Origin of the sequence: Pelomonas caseinilytica, assembly GCF_021353235.1 — a bacterium.
Classification (GTDB): Bacteria; Pseudomonadota; Gammaproteobacteria; order Burkholderiales; family Burkholderiaceae_C; genus Pelomonas; species Pelomonas caseinilytica.
On sequence record NZ_JAJTWT010000004.1, the window covers coordinates 306,893 to 325,591 of the forward strand.

General features: G+C 69.7%; 12 protein-coding genes. 11 read left to right on the forward strand and 1 reads right to left on the reverse strand.

Going from position 1 to position 18,699, the window contains the following annotated elements; genetic code table 11:
- Positions 1-504: 504 nt before the first annotated feature.
- Positions 505-1,794, reverse strand: a complete 1,290-nt coding sequence (locus tag LXT12_RS12140; protein WP_233392364.1) for an ABC transporter substrate-binding protein — start codon at positions 1,792-1,794, stop codon at positions 505-507.
- Between the two features lie 323 nt (positions 1,795-2,117).
- Here LXT12_RS12140 and LXT12_RS12145 point away from each other — a divergent pair, with 323 nt between their 5' ends.
- The 11 genes from LXT12_RS12145 to LXT12_RS12195 all read left to right on the forward strand — a co-directional run bounded on the left by LXT12_RS12145 (position 2,118) and on the right by LXT12_RS12195 (position 18,667).
- Positions 2,118-3,839 carry a glycosyl hydrolase family 18 protein gene (locus LXT12_RS12145; RefSeq protein ID WP_233392366.1) on the forward strand — a complete coding sequence of 574 codons (1,722 nt, stop codon included), beginning with the start codon at positions 2,118-2,120 and terminating at the stop codon, positions 3,837-3,839.
- A 286-nt stretch (positions 3,840-4,125) separates the two neighbouring features.
- Positions 4,126-5,538 (forward strand): carbohydrate-binding protein, encoded by a 1,413-nt coding sequence (locus LXT12_RS12150; RefSeq protein ID WP_233392368.1) that lies wholly within the window; start codon positions 4,126-4,128, stop codon positions 5,536-5,538.
- 154 nt (positions 5,539-5,692) lie between these two features.
- A complete protein-coding gene (locus LXT12_RS12155) occupies positions 5,693-6,742 on the forward strand; it encodes a LacI family DNA-binding transcriptional regulator (RefSeq protein ID WP_233392370.1) in 1,050 nt (349 codons plus the stop codon).
- 347 nt (positions 6,743-7,089) lie between these two features.
- Complete coding sequence (locus tag LXT12_RS12160; protein ID WP_233392372.1) at positions 7,090-10,038, forward strand: TonB-dependent receptor; 2,949 nt, start codon at positions 7,090-7,092, stop codon at positions 10,036-10,038.
- A 108-nt stretch (positions 10,039-10,146) separates the two neighbouring features.
- Entirely contained in the window at positions 10,147-11,685 is a 1,539-nt protein-coding gene (locus tag LXT12_RS12165) for a tryptophan halogenase family protein (RefSeq protein ID WP_233392375.1), read from the forward strand.
- A complete protein-coding gene (locus tag LXT12_RS12170; RefSeq protein ID WP_233392377.1) occupies positions 11,682-12,401 on the forward strand; it encodes a SapC family protein in 720 nt (239 codons plus the stop codon). Before LXT12_RS12165 ends, LXT12_RS12170 begins: the two co-directional genes overlap by 4 nt.
- A gap of 148 nt (positions 12,402-12,549) precedes the next feature.
- Positions 12,550-13,557, forward strand: a complete 1,008-nt coding sequence (locus LXT12_RS12175; RefSeq protein ID WP_233392379.1) for a cupin-like domain-containing protein — start codon at positions 12,550-12,552, stop codon at positions 13,555-13,557.
- Positions 13,554-15,104, forward strand: coding sequence for a tryptophan halogenase family protein (locus LXT12_RS12180; RefSeq protein WP_233392380.1), 1,551 nt, complete (start codon positions 13,554-13,556; stop codon positions 15,102-15,104). Before LXT12_RS12175 ends, LXT12_RS12180 begins: the two co-directional genes overlap by 4 nt.
- 118 nt (positions 15,105-15,222) lie before the next feature.
- Positions 15,223-15,561 (forward strand): hypothetical protein, encoded by a 339-nt coding sequence (locus LXT12_RS12185; RefSeq protein WP_233392382.1) that lies wholly within the window; start codon positions 15,223-15,225, stop codon positions 15,559-15,561.
- Positions 15,562-15,968: 407 nt separating this feature from the next.
- Positions 15,969-17,984 (forward strand): elongation factor G, encoded by a 2,016-nt coding sequence (gene fusA / locus LXT12_RS12190; RefSeq protein WP_233392384.1) that lies wholly within the window; start codon positions 15,969-15,971, stop codon positions 17,982-17,984.
- A 167-nt stretch (positions 17,985-18,151) separates the two neighbouring features.
- Positions 18,152-18,667, forward strand: a complete 516-nt coding sequence (locus LXT12_RS12195) for a DUF1697 domain-containing protein (RefSeq protein WP_255763584.1) — start codon at positions 18,152-18,154, stop codon at positions 18,665-18,667.
- Positions 18,668-18,699: the final 32 nt, after the last annotated feature.

An 18,699-nucleotide genomic window follows, 5' to 3' on the forward strand; every position in this document is an offset into this window, starting at 1 on the left:
TCGAAGCCCGGGGCCGCGCCCAACTCGCTTCGTTCACTGCGCTCACTACGCTCAGACAAAGGGGCGCGAAGTCAGTTGTTGAAGCGCGCTGCGCGCGCGCCCCGGGCTCCTGCGCTTCTCGGCGGTTTAGAAGGGGAAGCCCCAAACAGCCGAAACAGCCAACAGCCAAACGCGCCAGCCGGCTGGTGCCGGCTGTTCCTTCACTCCCCCTTTGAGCCCGCCGAGGAGCGCAGCACCTTGAGGCCGCGCGCGCAGCGCGCTTCAACAACTGACTCCGCGCAACTGTCTGAGCGCAGCGTAGCGAAGCGAGTTTTGCGCGGCGCCTCAAGGTGCGAGCACCGCAGGGAACCCCGCCGCGCAGCGGCGGGGCGGGCGGTTCGGGGGCGACTTTTTGCCTACTTTTTGGTCGCCCAAAAAGTAGGTCGCCCGCCGGGGCGAACTCCCGGCATGGGCCTCGCCACCAAACCGCAGACCGCAAAGGCACCCCGCCAACGAACATTCCCATCACCGGTTCGCCCTATGAACCAGCAACGCCTGCGCATCCGCCAACGCCTGCTCGATCGGCTTGCCGTACTCCAGCACGTTGTCGAGTTCGGCATTGACCACCTCGTCGGCGAACTTGTGCTGCTTGTGCATCCTCACGACCGGGATGCGCCGTGCCGCGTCGCGCCAAAGCAGGCGTGCACGCTGGCCGCCGAGGAAGGGCACGGGCTGGTCGAAGAAGGGGTCGTCCTGGGCCGCCAGGAGCGCCGGGAAGGCATCCTGGGAGCGGAAGGCTTCGAGCTGGCGCTGGCGGTCCAGCGTCAGCTCCTGGATGAGCTGCCAGGCGAGCGCCTTGCGCTCCGGCGCCGAACGGCGCGGGATGGCGTAGTAGGTGCCGCCGTAGGAGCAGTAGGTGCCCTCGGGCAACTGGGCCACCCGCCACTTGCCGGCCGTGCCCGGCGCCACCCAGTTGGCCATCTGGCCGGCCATCCAGCCGCCCGACATCTCGGTGGCCAGGCGCCCGCGCTTGAGCATCTCCGCCCAGTCGTTGAACCAGACCTCGACACGCGCGTCCAGGCCCTGGCGGCGCACCTGGCGCGCCAGCTCGAAGGCACGCACGAAGCGCGGCGAGGTCACCTGGGGCCGGCCCTCGCGGTCGAAGAACTGGCTCTCCCCCGGCGGCGTGCCGGCCCGCACGATGATGTCCTTGAGCAGGCGCACGTCACCGATCAGGTAGGCGCCGGCCCTGGCCTTGAGCTGGGCGCCGGCGGCGACATAGTCCTCCCAAGACCGCGTCAGGTCGGCCTCCTTCAGACCGGCCTGGGCGAGCAGGTCCACGCGGTAGAACAGCGAGCCGGGGCCCACGTCGGTCGGCATGGCAACGATGCGCCCCTCGCGGTTGCGCGCCGTCTCGATGGCGAACGGGACGAAGCGGTCCTTGAAGCGCTCGGCGCCGAAGGGCTCGGCCGACAGGTCCTCCAGGCCCGACCCCAGCGAGAAGCGGCCGAGGTAGCTGGTCTCCAGCGCGATGACGTCGGGCAGGTGGCCCGAGGTGGAGAGCGCGGTCGTCATCGCCGTGTGATGGTCGTCGTACTGGCGGCTGATGACCTGGGTGCGCACACCGGGATGGCGCTGGCTCCAGCCCTTGAGCACGTCGCGGGCGATGACGTCCACCAGCGGGAAGGCCGCCACGGTCAACGGCGCGGGCTCCGAGGCGCAGGCCAGCCCGGCCGTACCGCCCGCAGCGGCGGCGGCCAGCAGTTGGCGGCGGGAGATAAACGGCGTGTCGTGCATGTTTGAAAGCGCTTTCAAGATTGTGCAGTGATGCCATGGCCGGCCCCAGCCGAACAAACCCTAGGCCGGCCCTCGGGAGGCGAGCTGCGGGAGGGCGGCCGGCGACGACGCCTCCCTAGAACCCCGTGCGGGCAACGTTTTGTCACCCTTGCTCCGGGTTTCCACCGGTGACGGTTCGGGCGCGGTTTCGCAAAGTGGTATTCAAGAGGTGATAGCAGTCTCAAACTGGAGTAATACCAGTTAGAACCAGCTCACGAGCCTGCATGGAGAGGCAGGTCAGCCGCCGGACGGGCCATGCCCGTCCTTCCCAACGTGCCCATGGCCATGCATAGGACAACCCCATGAAGCAGCCCTCCACCGCCATCCCGTCGCACCAGTTGCGCCGCCTCGCCGCCATCACCGCGGCAGCCTTCGCGCTGACCGCCGCAGCCCACGCCCAGACCTACCCCGCGTGGGCGCCCGACGTCTACTACACGGCCGGCACGGTCGTGAGCTACAACGGCCACCTCTACAGGGCCCTGGTCAACCAGACCGACTACGCCTCGACCGGCTGGAACCCGACCAACACCTCGCTGTGGACCGACCTCGGGGCCACGTCGGGGCCTGCGCCTTCGCCAGCCCCGACGCCCGCGCCCACCCCGGCACCCACGCCGGCGCCCTCGCCCGCACCCGCTCCGAGCGGCAGCTGCGCGCCGGCCTGGGTCAGCACCAAGGCCTATGGCGGCGGCGAGATCGCCAGCGAGGGCAGCACCAACTACAAGGCGAACTGGTGGACCCAAGGCAACGACCCCGCCACCAACAACGGCCCCTCGGGCAGCGGCCAGCCCTGGACGTCGCAAGGCGCCTGCTCGGCCTCGCCGAGCCCCAGCCCTTCGCCATCACCTTCCCCTTCGCCATCACCTTCCCCTTCGCCTTCGCCGTCCCCGAGCCCCGCCCCCGCACCCGGCCTCAGCGACCCCAATGCCAAGTCGGCCACCCAGGCCGGCCGGGCCTACACGGTCTACTACCCGAGCTGGAGCGACAACTGGTTCGACGCCACCGGCAAGACCCTGGACCAGGTCTTCCAGGCCAGTAACTTCGCGCGCATCCCGGCCAACTACACCCACGTGGTGGCGGCCTTCGCGCAGCCGAATTTCAGCTGGGGCGGCATGGCGGCCAACAACTGGTCGGGCACGGGCATCAACTTCAACGGCCGGCCGTCGGACATCAAGGCGGCCATCGACGTGCTGCACGCCCGCAACATCAAGGTCATCCTGGCCGTGGGCGGCGCCACCTACAACAGCTGGAGCACCTTGTCGGCCGAAGGCCACGCCGGCAGCGGACCGACCATCACCGCGCTGGCCAACGTCATGAAGGACGTGGGCTTCGACGGCCTGGACGTGGACTTCGAGATCGAGGGCCTGGACGCCTATGCCGGCGCCGTGAAGGCCATGCGCAAGGCGGTCGACCTGGCCGGCGGCGGGCGCATCCTCACGGTGGCCGCCTGGTCCACCGGCGCGGACTGCACCGGCGCCACGCAGAACGACCCGCAGTGCGCCGGCGTGGGCGTGAGCTACTGGGGCGGCAAGGCGGGCCTGGAGCGCCAGCTCGTCAGTGCCTACCCGACGCTGGCCGGCGCCTTCAACATCGTCAACATCATGAGCTACGACGCGCGCTACGAGCACTACGACGGCGTGACCGCGTGGAACCAGTACCGCAAGCTCTTCCCGAGCGGCACCATCGTCTCCATCGGCTTCGAGACGGCCCCCGAAGGCTGGGCCGGCGGCCAACTGGTGGTGAACAACGGCGATGCCCAATGCACCGGCTCGGTCATCCTGCAGAACAGCTACGGCGCCAACGTCAACCAGCCCTATTCGGTGGAGCGCTACCTGAACGCCGTCACCGGCAGCACCCTGGCCAACCGCAACCCGCGTGACGGCGCCATGCTGTGGCAGGCGTTGAAGACGGCCTCCGGCAGTTGCGGCAGCGCGCCGCTGGCCACCCCGGGCAGCATCGGCAGGAAGGCCGCGGGCAGCCTGGGCCTGGTGGACGACCCCGCGCTGCAGAACGCGCCCTGGAAGTAGGCCCACGGCACTCCCCCGCACCGCCGCCGTCCCGCCTCCGCGGAAGCCGGCGGCGGTGTAACCGAGTTCTCCTGGCCGCCGAGGCCCGAGGGCGCGACGACCGCGCCCGCCACGTGGCAGCAACGTCCCCGCCCCTGCGGGTCCACCCGTCCCTCCGTTAGGGCACAGGCCGGTGTTGCCACGTGGCCGGTCGTCCGCCTAAATTTTCGCCGCGCACTGAAAGCGCTTTCAAGTTGCCGACACAGGCAGCAAGCCCCCCCACCACAGCTGGAGACACCTCATAAAATTGCTTCCCTCCTTCATCCGGCCCCTGCTGGCCGGCTTGCTGGCCGTCACGGCTGGCCTCGCCCAGGCCCAGGGCTGGCAGCTCGTCTGGAGCGACGAGTTCGACGGCAGCATCGGCCCCGACTGGGTCTTCGAGACCGGTGCCGGCGGCTGGGGCAACAACGAACTGCAGTACTACCGCCGCGAGAACGCCACCATCGAGAACAACGCCCTCGTCATCACGGCCAGGCGCGAGGACTTCGGCGGTGCGGCCTACACCTCGGCGCGCATGAAGACCCAGGGGCTCAAGACCTTCAAGTACGGCCGCATGGAAGCGCGCATGAAGCTGCCGGCCTTCCTGGGTGCCTGGCCGGCGTTCTGGATGCTCGGCGCCAACCTGCCGCAGGTGGGCTGGCCGGCCTCCGGCGAGATCGACGTGATGGAACACGTCAACGACGAGAACAAGGTCTACGGCACCATCCACTGGCAGGACAACAACGGCCAGTACGCCCAGTACGGCGGCAACACGGCCGCCACGGTGACGGACTGGCACGTCTACGCCGTCGAGTGGGACCCGAGCGCCATCCGCTGGTACGTGGACGGCACCAAGTACCACGAGGCCAACATCGCCGGCGGCATCAACGGCACCGAGGAGTTCCAGAAGGACTTCTTCCTGCTGCTGAACTTCGCCATCGGCGGCAACTGGCCGGGCTTCAACGTCAACACCGCCGCGCTGCCGGCCAAGATGTATGTCGACTACGTGCGCGTCTATGCACCGGCCGGCAGCGGCGTGGCCACCGTCTACCAGGACTGCAACTACGCCGGCTACGCGGCCGCCCTGCCCGAGGGCAGCTACACGCTCGCCCAACTGCAGGCCCGCGGCGTGCGGGACAACGACCTGTCGTCGCTGCGCGTCGCCGCCGGCTACCAGGTGCAGCTCTTCGACGGCGACAACTTCAGCGGCGCCAGCGTCGTGCGCACGGCCGACACCGGCTGCCTGGTCGACCAGGCCTTCAACGACCGGGCCACGTCCATCGTCGTCTCCAAGGCCGCGCCGGCCTGGTCGCAGCAGGTCGAGGCCGAGTCCTTCAGCGCCCAGGCCGGCGTGCAGACCGAGGCCTGCACCGAGGGCGGGCTGAACGTCGGGTGGATCGATACCGGTGACTGGATGGCCTACAACGCCATCAGTTTTCCCACCAGCGGCGCCTACCGCGTGGAGTACCGGGTGGCGAGCGTGGGCGGCGGCACCCTGTCGCTCGACCTGAACGCGGGCAGCATCCCGCTCGGCCAGCTCGGCGTGCCCGCCACGGGCGGCTGGCAGAACTGGACCACCATCTCGCACACGGTCAACATCAACGCGGGCACCTACAACGTCGGCGTGTTCGCCCAGCAGGGCGGGTGGAATCTGAACTGGATCAAGTTCACCAAGCTGTGAACGACAAGCCCACCACAGAGTCACGGAGGCACAGAGAAAACACGGAGAACCTTCTCTCCGTGTCTCCGTGCCTCCGTGGTTGCATTTGCGCCTGCGCTGCATGCGGCCGGATCGTGACACCCCGCCTCGGGCCCGCCCCTACACTCGGGCACCGATGAAAGACAAGACGCCACCTGCCAAGAAAGCGCTGCCGACGCGACCGGACGGCGTCGTCACGCTGGAACAGGTGGCCGAGGCCGCCGGCGTCTCGCCAAGCACCGTCTCACGCATCCTCAACGGCACCGCCGCCGTCAGCCAGGCCAAGAAGGACGCCGTGCAGGCCGCCATCCAGGCGCTGGGCTTCCGGCCCAACCCGGTGGCACGCGGCCTGGCAGGTGGGCGCACTCTGTCCGTCGGCGTCGTCACGCAGATCATCTCCAGCCCCTTCTACGGCGAGGCCCTGCTCGGCATCGAGCGCGAGCTCGAGCAGGCCGGCTACGTGCCCCTCTTCGTCTCGGGCAACTGGCACGAGGAGGACGAGCGCAAGGCCATCGAGACCCTGCTGTCGCGGCGCGTGGACGGCATCATCGTGCTCGCCGGCCGGCTGGCCGACGAGGCCCTGCTGAGCCTCACCGCCGGGCTGCCCACCGTCGTCGTCGGCCGCCAGCTCGAAGGGCCCCAGCTCTACAGCTTCAGCTTCGACAACCGCGCCGGTGCGCGCGCGGCCACGCAGCACCTCATCGACCAGGGCCACCGGCGCATCGCCTTCATCGCCGGCGACCTCATCCATGACGACGCCGTCGAGCGGCAGAACGGCTACCTCGACGCGCTGGCGGCCGCCGGCATTGCCATGGACGCCAATCTCATCGTGCAGAGCGACTTCACCGAGGCCGGCGGCATGCTGGCCGTGAGCCGCCTGCTGGAGCGCGACGCCCACTTCACGGCCCTGTTCGCCTCCAACGACCAGATGGCCATCGGCGCCTGCCTCGGCCTGCACCGCCGCAACCTGCGCGTGCCCGACGACGTCTCCCTCGTCGGCTTCGACGACCTCATCATGGCGCGCTATTCCATGCCCCCGCTGACCACCGTGCGCCAGTCGGTCTACGAGATCGGCAGCGAGGCGGCCACGGCCATGCTCGGCCTGCTGCGCGGCACCACGCCCAAGGTGGAACTGCCCCAGCCCGAGTTGGTGGTGCGCGAGAGCACCCGGCGCATGCAGCGCTGACGGCACGCCGTCCGCTGTTGCCCGCCTCGGGTAAACCATGTGGCCGCCATCCGGCGCAGCGCTGCATGATGAACTGAAAGCGCTTTCAGTCGCTTCACGGTTTCGTCGCTTTTCAACCCCGATCGACCCCCGGACGCTCAAAACGCGGTTCCGCCCCCAGGAGCGCGATCCGCCCCGCGTCGCCGGAGGACATCCGGGTACGGCATCTCCTTGATGGCCACGCGTTGCCTTAACGCCGCAACCAAGGGTGATGCCTAGGTTGAAAGCGCTGCCAATACCGTATTCTTGAAAGCGCTTTCAGCCCATCCAGGGCGCCACGACAAGATCACAACTCTGGAGACACGTGAATGAGACAGCCTAGCCCTGCCCTTCGCCTCACCCGCCTGGCCGCCGCCAGCAGCCTGCTGTTCGCGGGCGCTGCAGCCCAGGCGCAAACCGCTGCCGCGCCGGCCACGGCCGCCAGCGCGCCGCAAAGCCAGCAGCTCGAAACCGTCGTCGTGACCGGCATCCGCCGCAGCCTCGAGACCTCGGTCAACCTCAAGCGCTCGGCCTCCGGCCTGGTGGACGGCATCGTCGCGGAGGACATCGGCAAGTTCCCCGACACCAACCTGGCCGAAGCCATGTCGCGCATCAGCGGCGTGTCCATCGACCGCGCCAACGGCGAAGGCACCAAGGTCACCGTGCGCGGCATGGGCCCGGACTTCAACCTGGTGCTGCTCAACGGCCGCCAGATGCCGGGCTCCAACGTGGACGGCAGCGCACCCAGCTCGCGCTCCTTCGACTTCTCCAACCTCGCAGCCGAAGGCGTGTCGGCCCTGGAGGTCTACAAGACCAGCCGCGCCGGCAGCCCCACCGGCGGCATGGGCGCCACCATCAACATCCGCACGCCCCGGCCCTTCGACAGCAAGGAGACCATCGCCAGCGTCGGCGTCAAGCTCGTCAAGGACCAGTCGGCCCAGCGCCTGCCCGACCCCGAGAAGGGCAAGAACGTCACGCCCGAGCTGTCGGGCATCTACAGCACCCAGCTCGCCGACGGCAAGTTCGGCATCGCCCTCATCGGCAGCTACCAGGAGCGCGACTCCGGCTACAACCAGGCCAACGTCAGCAGCGGCTGGCACACCTTCAAGGGCAGCGACAGCGGCTGGGGCCCGCTGCCCAACCCGGCCCCCGAGGTCAAGAACCGGCCCGGCGCGACCGACATCTACAGCGTGCCCCAGAACATGAACTACTCGTTCACGGGCATCCACCGCGAGCGGCTCAACGGCCAGCTCGTGCTGCAGTTCCGCCCGGTGAAGGAACTGGTGGGCACGCTGGACTACACGATGTCCGAGCAGAAGTTCCGTCAGACCCGCAACGACATCTCGGCCTGGTTCAACTTCGGCGGCCAGTTCGGCGAATACAGCCCGGGCCCGATCTCCTCGCCCATCATCTACGGCGAGCACATGACGAACTCCGACGTCGCCATGGGCGCGTCGCGCATCCGCACCAAGAACAAGAACCAGTCGCTCGGCCTGAACCTGAAGTGGAAGGCCACCGACGCGCTGAACTTCGACCTCGACGCCCACCACTCCACGGCCACCTCCGGCGCCGCAGACCCGCTGGGCACCAGCGTCACCATGGGCACCGCCTCGCTCAACCGCGGCGACACCTTCGTCGACTTCAGCAACAAGTTCCCCGTGCTGAGCATCGCCAACGCGCCGCTCAACCCCGCGCTGCAGGAGCTGCAGGGCTCGGTGTTCGGCAACAGCTACCAGCGCAACCAGGTGGACCAGGTGCAGGCCCGGGGCAACTGGAAGATCGACGCCGACAGCAACCTGGACTTCGGCCTGTCGCTCACCAACGTCAAGAACCGCTCCGCCTTCGCCAACGTGCAGCGCGACACCTGGGGCGGCGGCGCCGCGGGCGGCCCCGCCGCCATGCCCGACGACATCTGGCATGCCGACTCCGTCAGCAAGTACTTCAGCCGCATCCCGGGCTCCAACGACCCGCGCCTGTACAACCAGATGTTCGTCTTCAACTTCGACGACCTGCGCAACGCCGCCATCAAGGCGCTGGGCTCGGACGCGCTGCTGAAGGCCTCCTTCGACTTCAAGGACGACTACCGCACGACGGAGAAGTCGCAGGCCCTCTTCGCCCAGTACAACACCGGCTGGGAGTGGGGCGTGCCCTTCGAGGCCGCCCTGGGCGCCCGCTACGAGCGCACCAAGGTCAACTCGCCGAGCGTCGAGTCCATCCCGACGACCGTGCGCTGGGTCTCCGCCAACGAGCTGCCCATCACCTTCAACGGCACGCGCAGCGCCTCCCGCTCGGGCAAGTACGGCTACTTCCTGCCCTCGCTGGACATCGCCGCCGACGTGACGCCCGACACCAAGCTGCGCCTGAGCTACGGCCAGACCATCGGCCGGCCCGGCTGGTCAGCCATCCAGGGCGGCCAGACGCTCAATGGCCTGGCCCGCATCAACGGCGGCGAAGGCTCCGTCGGCAACCCCGACCTGAAGCCGCTGAAGTCGCGCAACATCGACTTCTCCGCCGAGCACTACTACAGCAAGGGCAGCTACATCTCGGCGAGCTACTTCCACAAGTCGATCACCAACTACATCGAGTCCGTCATCGCCAACGCGACGCCCTTCGACCTGCACACGCCGGTGGGCGGCACGATGTACAACCAGGCCATCAGCGCCGGCGGCTGCGCGCTGACCGACTCCGGCTGCATCCGCGACTACATCTTTGCCAACTTCCCCAACGCGCCGGGCGTGGACGTGGCCAACAAGGTGATCACCGCGCAGGCCTCCGACCCCGCCCTCGTGTTCAAGCTCGCCACCCAGGCCAACAGCAGCCGCAAGGCCAGCCTCAACGGCATCGAGCTGAATGCGCAGCACACCTTCAGCAACGGCTTCGGCGCCTCGGTCAACTACACCCGCGTGCGTTCCGGCCTGGCCTTCAAGGACGGCCTCGTCGGTGCGCAGTTCGCCCTCGTCGGCCTGGGCGACTCGGGCAACGTCGTCGGCTTCTACGAGGACGCGACCTACAGCGCCCGCGTGGCCTACAACTGGCGTGGCAAGTACCTGGCCGCCAACTACGGCGGCACGGACGGCGCCCAGCCGCTGTACGTGGAACCCTATGGCCAGGTCGACATCAGCCTGGGCTACAACTTCAACAAGAACCTGACCTTCCAACTCGAGGCCATCAACCTGACCGACGAGTACACCCGCACCCACATGCGGACGGAGAATCAGATCGGCTCGGTCACCCAGCTCGGCCGCCGCGTCATGATCGGCGCGCGCTACAAGTTCTGAGGCTGGGTCACAGTCTGGTTCGGCGGCGCTTGCTCTCTGGGGTGCCGCCCTTGTTCGCCACTTGGCGAGGCCGCGCAAGCGGCCCTTTTTGTTTCCGGGAAGAGGATCGTGGAAGACAGGCTGGGTGAAGTGGTCGTGCTCGGCGGTGGCTCAGCCGGCTGGCTGGTGGCCGCCCTGCTGGCCGCCGTGCACGGCGGCCCGCAGGGCGGCCTGAAGGTCACCCTGGTCGAGTCCACCGAGGCCCCGCCCATCGGCGTCGGCGAAGGCACCTGGCCGTCGATGCGCGACACCCTGCGCCGCATCGGCCTGTCGGAGGCCGACTTCGTGCGCCGCTGCCACGTGTCCTTCAAGCAGGGGTCGCGCTTCGAGGGCTGGATGCGCGGCGAGGCCGGCAGCGCGGGAGACCGCTACGACCACCCCTTCATGCTGCCCGTCGGCCACGGCGACGTCGACGTCGTGCCGGCCTGGCTGGCCGACCCCGCCGGCCGCCCCTTCGCCCACCTGGCCAGCCCCTCCCCGCAGTTGATCGACGCCGGCCGCGCGCCCAAGCAGCCGCAGACACCCGAGTTCGCCGCCGTCGCCAACTACGCCTATCACTTCGACGCCGGCCTCTTCGGCCAGGCCCTGCGCGAGCACGCGGTGTCGCGCCTGGGGGTGCGCCACGTCGTCGACCATGTCGATGCGGTGCTGGCCCGCGACGACGGCGACATCGCCGCCCTGCAGACGCGCGGTCATGGCCGGCTGGAGGCCGACCTCTTCGTCGACTGCTCCGGCCTCGCGGCCCGGCTGATCGGCCAGCATTTCGGCGTGCCGCTCAGGAGCGAGCGCGAGGTCCTCTTCAACGACGCCGCGCTGGCGGTGCAGGTGCCCTACGCGGCGCCCGACGCGCCGCTGGCCTCCTGCACCATCGCCACGGCCTGGGCCAAGGGCTGGATCTGGGACATCGGCCTGCCCATGCGCCGCGGCGTCGGCGCCGTCTACTCGCGCGCCCACGCCAGCGACGACGAGGCCCAGGCCGCCCTGGCGGCCTATCTCGACGCCACCGGCGCGCCGACCGAGCGCCCGGCGCCGCGCGCCATCCGCTTCGACCCCGGCTACCGCGAGCGGTTCTGGGTGCGCAACTGCGTGGCCATCGGCCTGTCCTCCGGCTTCATCGAGCCCCTGGAGGCCTCGGCCCTGGCCCTCGTCGAGCTGTCCGCCTCGCGGCTGTGCGACGAGCTGCCCATGACGCGCTCATCCATGGACACCGTCGCCCGCCGCTTCAACGACGACTTCGGCTACCGCTGGTCCCGCGTCATCGACTTCCTGAAGCTGCACTACGCCCTGAGCCGCCGCGACGACAGCGACTACTGGCGCGCCCACCGCGACCCCGCCACCTGGCCCGTGCGGCTGCGCGAGCTGCTGCCGATGTGGAAGCTGCGCCCGCCCGCGCGGCACGACTTCGGCCGCATCGACGAGGTTTTCCCGGCGGCCAGCTATCAATACGTCCTCTACGGCATGGGTTTCCGCCCAGAGCCTGCCAACGCGTCTGCGCACACACTGGAGGCCGGCCGGGCCTGCTTCGACGAGGCCGCCCGCCAGGCCCGGCGCCTCGTGCCGGGGTTGCCCGGGCACCGCGCCCTCATCGACCACATCCTGCACCCATGACCCGCCCCGCCCTTCTCGACAACGTCACCCACCGCCACCTGCGCGTGCGCACCGAACGCTCCGCCGCCCTCGGCGATGCGCGCCAGTCGGCCCTCGCCCTGCCCGCCGAATTCCGCCAGCTGCAGGCCCACTTCCCCATCGTCTTCCAGCACGTGGACGGCGGCGCGGGCTTCCAGCCCATCGTGCTGCTGGGCCTGGAGGAGGAGCAGAACCTCTTCCTGACGGAAGCGGGCTGGGACGCGCCGGTCGTGCCCATGGCGCTGCAGCGCGATCCCTTCATGATCGGCCGCGGTGCCGAGGGCCTGCAGCTGCACGTCGACCTCGACAGCCCGCGCATCGTGCGGCCCGAGGAAGGCGAGGTCGGCACTGCCGTCTTCATGCCCCATGGCGGCCACAGCGACTACCTGGACCATGTCGTCGGCCTGATGGAGCACCTGCATGCCCAGGCACAGCGCCTGCCGGCCTTCATCGAGGCGCTGACCGGCCACCAGCTGCTCGAACCCTTCGCCCTCGACATCGAGCTGTCCAACGGCGAGCAGGGCCGGCTGGCCGGCCTCTACACCATCCACGAGGAGCGCCTGGCCGCGCTGCCAGGTGCCGCCCTCGAGGCCCTGCAACGCGAGGGCCACCTGCTGCCCATCTACATGCAGCTGGCGTCCCTGGCCCAACTGCCCGGCCTGGTGGAGCGCGCCAACCGGCGCGTGGCGGGCGGCTGAGCCGTCGCGACGCAGAACACGGCCACAGAGACACAAAGGCACAGAGAGATGGCGCATCCGCGGCGATCCGGTGATCTCTCTGTGTCTCTGGGCCTCTGTGGCAGCCTGCCGCCGCCAGCATCCGAGCGCTGACCCACAGCTGACCGACATGCGCGACATCCCCACCTGGACCGGCCCCTTCGACCCGGACGACCTGCCGGCCGAACTGCTGGCGGCCGAGCGGCCCTGGCTCGTGCGCGGCGGCTTCGCGCACTGGCCCGTCGTGCAGGCGGCACGCGAGTCCGACGACGCCCTGGCCCGCTATCTCATCGGCCTCTACAACGGCATGCGCGTCGGCCTCTTCCAGATGCCGCCCGAGGCCGCAGGCCGTGCCTTCTACAGCGACGACACGCTGACCGGCTTCAACTTCACGCGCCACATCGCCACGCTGGACCAGGTGCTCGCCGGCCTGCTCGGCCTGGCCGGCACCGCCGAGCCTCCCGCGCTCTACGTCGGCTCCACCACGGTGGACGCCGTGCTGCCCGGCTTCCTCGACGCCAACCGCCTGGGCCTCGGCACCCGCGACGCGCTCGTGAGCCTGTGGCTGGGCAACCGCACCCGCATCGCCGCCCACTACGACCTGCCGGACAACCTCGCCGTCGTGGCCGCCGGCCGGCGCCGCTTCACCCTCTTCCCGCCCGAGCAGATCCACAACCTCTACATGGGCCCGCTCGACCCCACGCCGGCCGGACAGCCCGTCAGCCTCGTCGACTTCGCGGCGCCCGACTTCGAGCGCTTCCCGCGCTTCGCCGAGGCGCTCGCGGCCGGCGAGGCCGCCGAGCTGGAGCCGGGCGACGCCCTCTTCATCCCCAGCATGTGGTTCCACCACGTCGAGGGGCTGGCACCGGTCAACCTGCTCATCAACGCCTGGTGGCGGCAGACGCCGCGGTACGTGGACTCCCCGCTGAACGCCCTTCACCTGGCCCTGCTGACGCTGCGCGACCTGCCCGAGAAGGAGCGCCGCATCTGGCAGCACCACCTCCAGCACTTCGTCTTCGCCGCCGACGACGCGACCTGGGCCCACATCCCCGAGGCCGCCCGCGGCCTGCTCGGCCCCATCGACGAGACCCTGTCGCGCCAGGCGCGCACCCAACTCCTGAACCAGCTCAAACGATGATGAACACGTCCGCCCACAAGCCCATGCGCCGCATCGTCATCGCCGGCGGCGGCACCGCCGGCTGGATGATGGCCGCCCTGATGAGCAAGCTGCTCGGCCGCCAGCTCGACATCAAGCTCGTCGAGTCCGAGGAGATCGGCACCGTCGGCGTCGGCGAGGCCACCATCCCGGCCCTGCACACCTTCCACAACCTGCTCGGCATCAACGAGCCCGAGTTCATGGCCGCCACCAACGCGACCTTCAAGCTCGGCATCCAGTTCGAGGGCTGGAAGAACATCGGCCAGGACTACTTCCACTCCTTCGGCACCACCGGCACCGACCACTGGAGCGCCGGCTTCCAGCACTTCTGGCTCAAGGGCCGCGCCGAGGGCATCGCCCGCCCCTACACCGACTACAACCCCGAGACGGTCGCCGCCCACGCCAACCGCTTCGCCCACCTGCCGCGCAACGGCCTGAACTACGCCTACCACCTCGACGCCGGCCGCTACGCCAAATACCTGCGCGCCATGAGCGAGGCCCACGGCGTGCAGCGCATCGAGGGCAAGATCGCCGCCGTGCTGCAGGACGGCCCCGACGGCAAGGCCGGCGACATCACCGCCCTGCAGATGCAGGACGGCAGCCGCATCGACGGCGAGCTCTTCATCGACTGCACGGGCTTTCGCTCCCTGCTGCTCGGCGAGACCCTGGGCGTGGGCTACGAAGACTGGTCGCACTGGCTGCCCTGCGACCGCGCCGTGGCCGTGCAGACCGCCTCGGTGCGCGAGGCCTGGCCCTACACCCGCTCCATCTGCCACCCCTTCGGCTGGCAGTGGCGCATCCCGCTGCAGCACCGCGTGGGCAACGGCCTGGTCTACAGCAGCAAGCTGCTCAGCGACGCCGACGCGCCCGAGGTGCTCAAGCGCAACGTCGAAGGCGAACTGTTGATCCAGCCGCGCGTCATCAAGTTCCTGCCGGGACAGCGCCACAAGGTCTGGGAGCGCAACTGCATCGCCGTCGGCCTGGCCAGCGGCTTCATCGAGCCGCTGGAGTCCACCAGCATCCACCTCATCCAGCGCTCGGCCATCCGGCTGATGCAGCTCTTCCCGGCCGGCGGCATCAAGCCGGCCGACGTCGACGAGTTCAACCAGCAGTCGCAGCGCGAGCTCGAGCACATCCGCGACTTCATCGTCCTGCATTACCACGCCAACGAGCGCACCGACTCCGAGCTGTGGCGCCACGTGCGCGAAATGCAGGTGCCCGCCACGCTGCGCCACCGCATCGAGCTCTTCCGCGAAAGCGCCCGGGTCTTCCACCCCAGCGACGAACTCTTCGCGCCCAACTCCTGGATCCAGGTCATGATGGGCCAGGGCATCCAGCCCCAGGGCTACCACCCCGTGGCCGACCTGATGGGCCCCGCCGAACTGACGAACTTCCTCGGCGACATCCAGCTCAAGGTCTCCCGCACCGTGGCCGGCCTGCCCGGCCACCAGGCCTACGTCGAGCAACTGTGCGCGCCCTACCGCAACGCTTCGACGGCGCAGCTGGCGGCCACGCCGCTGAGGGCATGAGCGACAGCGCGTCTCCACAGTCTTGTGGATGCGACTGGTTTCCTGCGTCCTACACTGGCCTGCGCTTCCCCGGCGAAGTCCCTGAGCGGGTCAATTCAACGAGTCAAGGGAGAGAAAGATGGCAACCAGGCAGGTGATGGAAGTGGATCAAGCCGTGGTCATCAAGAGGCCGTTCGACTTGACCGTCGTGGCTCGCGGCCGGGTGCCGACTTCCCAATGGTCGGAGCCGATCCTGGTGGCAAGCCCAATCAGGGACGGTTGCCTCGAGCTCTCCTTCGAGGCCGTGCCGCCCCACGGACCTTCTCTCCAGGTCATCACGCCAATCGCGATGTCCCACACGCAGGCGATTCCGTCCAAAGATGCCGTCAAGCGCGTCATGATCAAGACGGCGGAGAACGCCATCTCCGTCGATGTCGCGGACATCTGGCAGTGGCACGAAAGCGGCACAGGACAGTGAAGAGGCTCATGCCTGCCACAGGCCTTGAAGCCCACCCCGCCGCCACCAGATTTCCCCACACGCCACAAGGCCGTTGCACCCCGCGGACAATCGCACCCATCATGAAGCTCAACCCCACCGTCCAAGCCCGCCTCAGCCCCTGAGCGCCCTTCGACCGTGTTCGGAAGGCGCCCGCTGCCTTCCGGTCCCCACCACCCCGGCAGGCTCGCACCTCCCGGGGTTTTGTTTTTCCTGACTGCGAGTTTCCACATGCGCATGCGCACCTTCGACAAGCTGATCGCCACGATTCCCGAGCGCCGGAGCGCGGCTCGGCCCTGCCTGTCGCGTGCGCGCTTCGGCGTCTTGCATTCGCGCTAGCCCCGTGGGTCCTCCACGGGCTGGCCACACCACCCGAAACAGGAACCCACATGAACTCGAACACCTTCCGCAACCTGCGCAACATCGGCGTCATCGCCCACGTCGACGCCGGCAAGACCACGACCACCGAACGCATCCTGTTCTACACGGGCGAAAACCATCGCATCGGCGAAGTGCACGACGGCAGCACGACGATGGACTTCGACCCCCAGGAACGCGCGCGCGGCATCACCATCCACAGTGCGGCCACCACCGTGCACTGGCAGGGCACGCAGATCAACCTCATCGACACGCCCGGCCACATCGACTTCAACATCGAGGTCAAGCGTTCGCTGCGCGTGCTCGACGGGGCCGTCGTCGTCTTCGACGGCGTCGCCGGCGTGGAGCCGCAGACCGAGACCAACTGGCGCCTTGCCGACGACTACCGCGTGCCCCGCATTGCCTTCGTCAACAAGCTCGACCGCGCCGGCGCCGACTTCGGGCGCGTCGTGGCGATGATGCGCGAGCGCCTCGGCGCCAACGCGCTGCCGCTGCAGCTGCCCATCGGCGCCGAAGGCGAGGTCCGCGGCGTCGTGGACCTGCTCGAACTGCAGGCCCTCGTCTGGGAGCGCGACGACGCCTCGGCGCCGCCCCGCGTCACCGAGATCCCGCCCGAGCTGCTGGATGCCGCCCGGGCCGCGCGATCGCGCCTGGTGGAAGCCGTAGTCGAACGCGACGACGCCTTGCTCGACGCCTGGCTGCAAGGCCGGCAGCCCTCGGTGCAGGCGCTGCGCGCCGGCCTGCGCGCGGCCACGGTGGCCGGCGACGTCGTCCCCGTGCTCGCCGGCTCGGCCTTCCGCAACCGCGGCGTGGAGCCGCTGCTGGACGCCGTCGTCGCCTACCTGCCCGCTCCGGGTGAAGCTCCGGGCGCCGTCACGCCTGGCGGCCCGCTGTCTGCCCTCGCCTTCAAGCTGACCGCCGACGACCACGGCGCCATGGTGTTCGTGCGCGTCTACAGCGGCAGCCTCAAGCGCGGCGACACGGTCTGGAACGCCAGCACCGGCAAGGCCGAGCGGGTGGCGCGCCTGTACGAGATCCATGCTGACCGCCGCGTCGAACGCGAGGCGCTCGTCGCGGGCGACATCGCGGGCATCGTGGGCCTCAAGGACGTGCTGACCGGCCACACGCTGGCCGACCGCAAGGACGCGCCCGTGCTCGAAAGCATTGCGGTGCCCGAGGCCGTCATCGACCTCGCCATCGAGGCCAAGGCCCAGGCCGACACGGCCGCCCTGGCCAAGGGGCTGGCCGTGCTCGTCCGCGAGGACCCGTCGCTGCGCCTGCGCCAGGACGTGGACTCGGGCCAGACGCTGCTGTCCGGCATGGGCGAGTTGCAGCTCGAAGTCGCCGTCGAGAAGCTGCGTTCGCGCTTCGGCGTGGACGTGGCCGTCGGCCGGCCGCAGGTCGCCTACCGCGAGACCATCACGGCGCCAGCCGAGGTGCGCCATGTGCACCGCAAGCAAAGCGGCGGCCCGGGCCAGTTCGCCGAGCTGACGCTGCGCGTGGCGCCGTTGGCGCGCGGCGCGGGCCTGCGCTTCGAGAGCACGGTGGTGGGCGGCGCCATTCCGCGCGAGTTCATCCCGGCGGTCGAGGCCGGCATTCGCCGCGCGGCCCAGGCGGGGCCCGTGGCCGGCTACCCGCTGGTGGACTTCGAGGCCGTGCTTGTCGACGGCAGCCACCACGTGCGCGACTCCTCGGCCATGGCCTTCGAGCTGGCGGCCGGGGCGGCCCTGCGCGAGGCCGCGCTGAAGGCGGCGCCCGTGGTGCTGGAGCCGGTGATGGCCGTCGAGGTCATCACGCCCGCGGAGTCGCTGGGCGACGTCATCGGCGACCTGCTGCGCCGGCGCGGCCAGGTGCAGGGCCAGGACAGCCGCGGCAACGCGGTCGTCGTGACGGCCCACGTGCCGCTGGAGCGCATGTTCGGCTACATCGGGCAGCTGCGCGCCCTCAGTTCGGGGCGGGCGCAGTTCACGATGCAGCTGAGCCACTACGCCGAGCTGCCCGCCCGGGCAGCGCTGGCGGCGGCCTGACGGCAGCTGGGGCGGCAGCCGGCAACGGCTGCCGCCCTTTTTTGCCGTCGCCTGACGAGACTTTCGAGCGCATGGATGCGCGGGCGGGCGGAGGGCGCCAGAATCGCAGCGTTCGAGCAGCGAGGCCCGGCGGGCCCTGCTGCCCCACCCTGACGCAACCGCACGCCATGCCCCGATACGTTGCCTTCCTCCGCGGGGTCAGCCCCATGAACGCCCGCATGCCGGAACTCAGGGCCTGCTTCGAGGCCGAGGGCTTCGGCGAAGTGCGAACGCTGCTGTCCAGCGGCAACGTCGTCTTCAACGCCCGCTCGTCGTCGGCGAGCGCGCTGGAGCGGCGCGCCGAGAGGGCCATGCAGGCGTCGCTCGGCCGCAGCTTCCGCACCATCGTCCGCCGGGCCGCCTACCTGCAGGAGCTGCTGGAGGCCGATCCCTTCGCCCCCTTCGAGCTGCCCGCGGCGGCCAAGCGCGTCATCACCTTCCTCGGCAGCCCGGCCGACACCCGCCTCGCCCTGCCCCTGGAGAAGGACGGCGCCAGCATCCTGGCCGTCATCGGCTCGGAGGTGCTGGCCGCCTACATCCCCGGTCCCAAGGCGCCGAGCTTCATGAGCCTGATCGAACGCAAGTTCGGCACGGACATCACGACGCGGACGCTGGACACCGTGCGCAAGTGCGCGTCGGCCTAGCCAAGGCCTGATCCCGCCGAGGCGATGGGCTC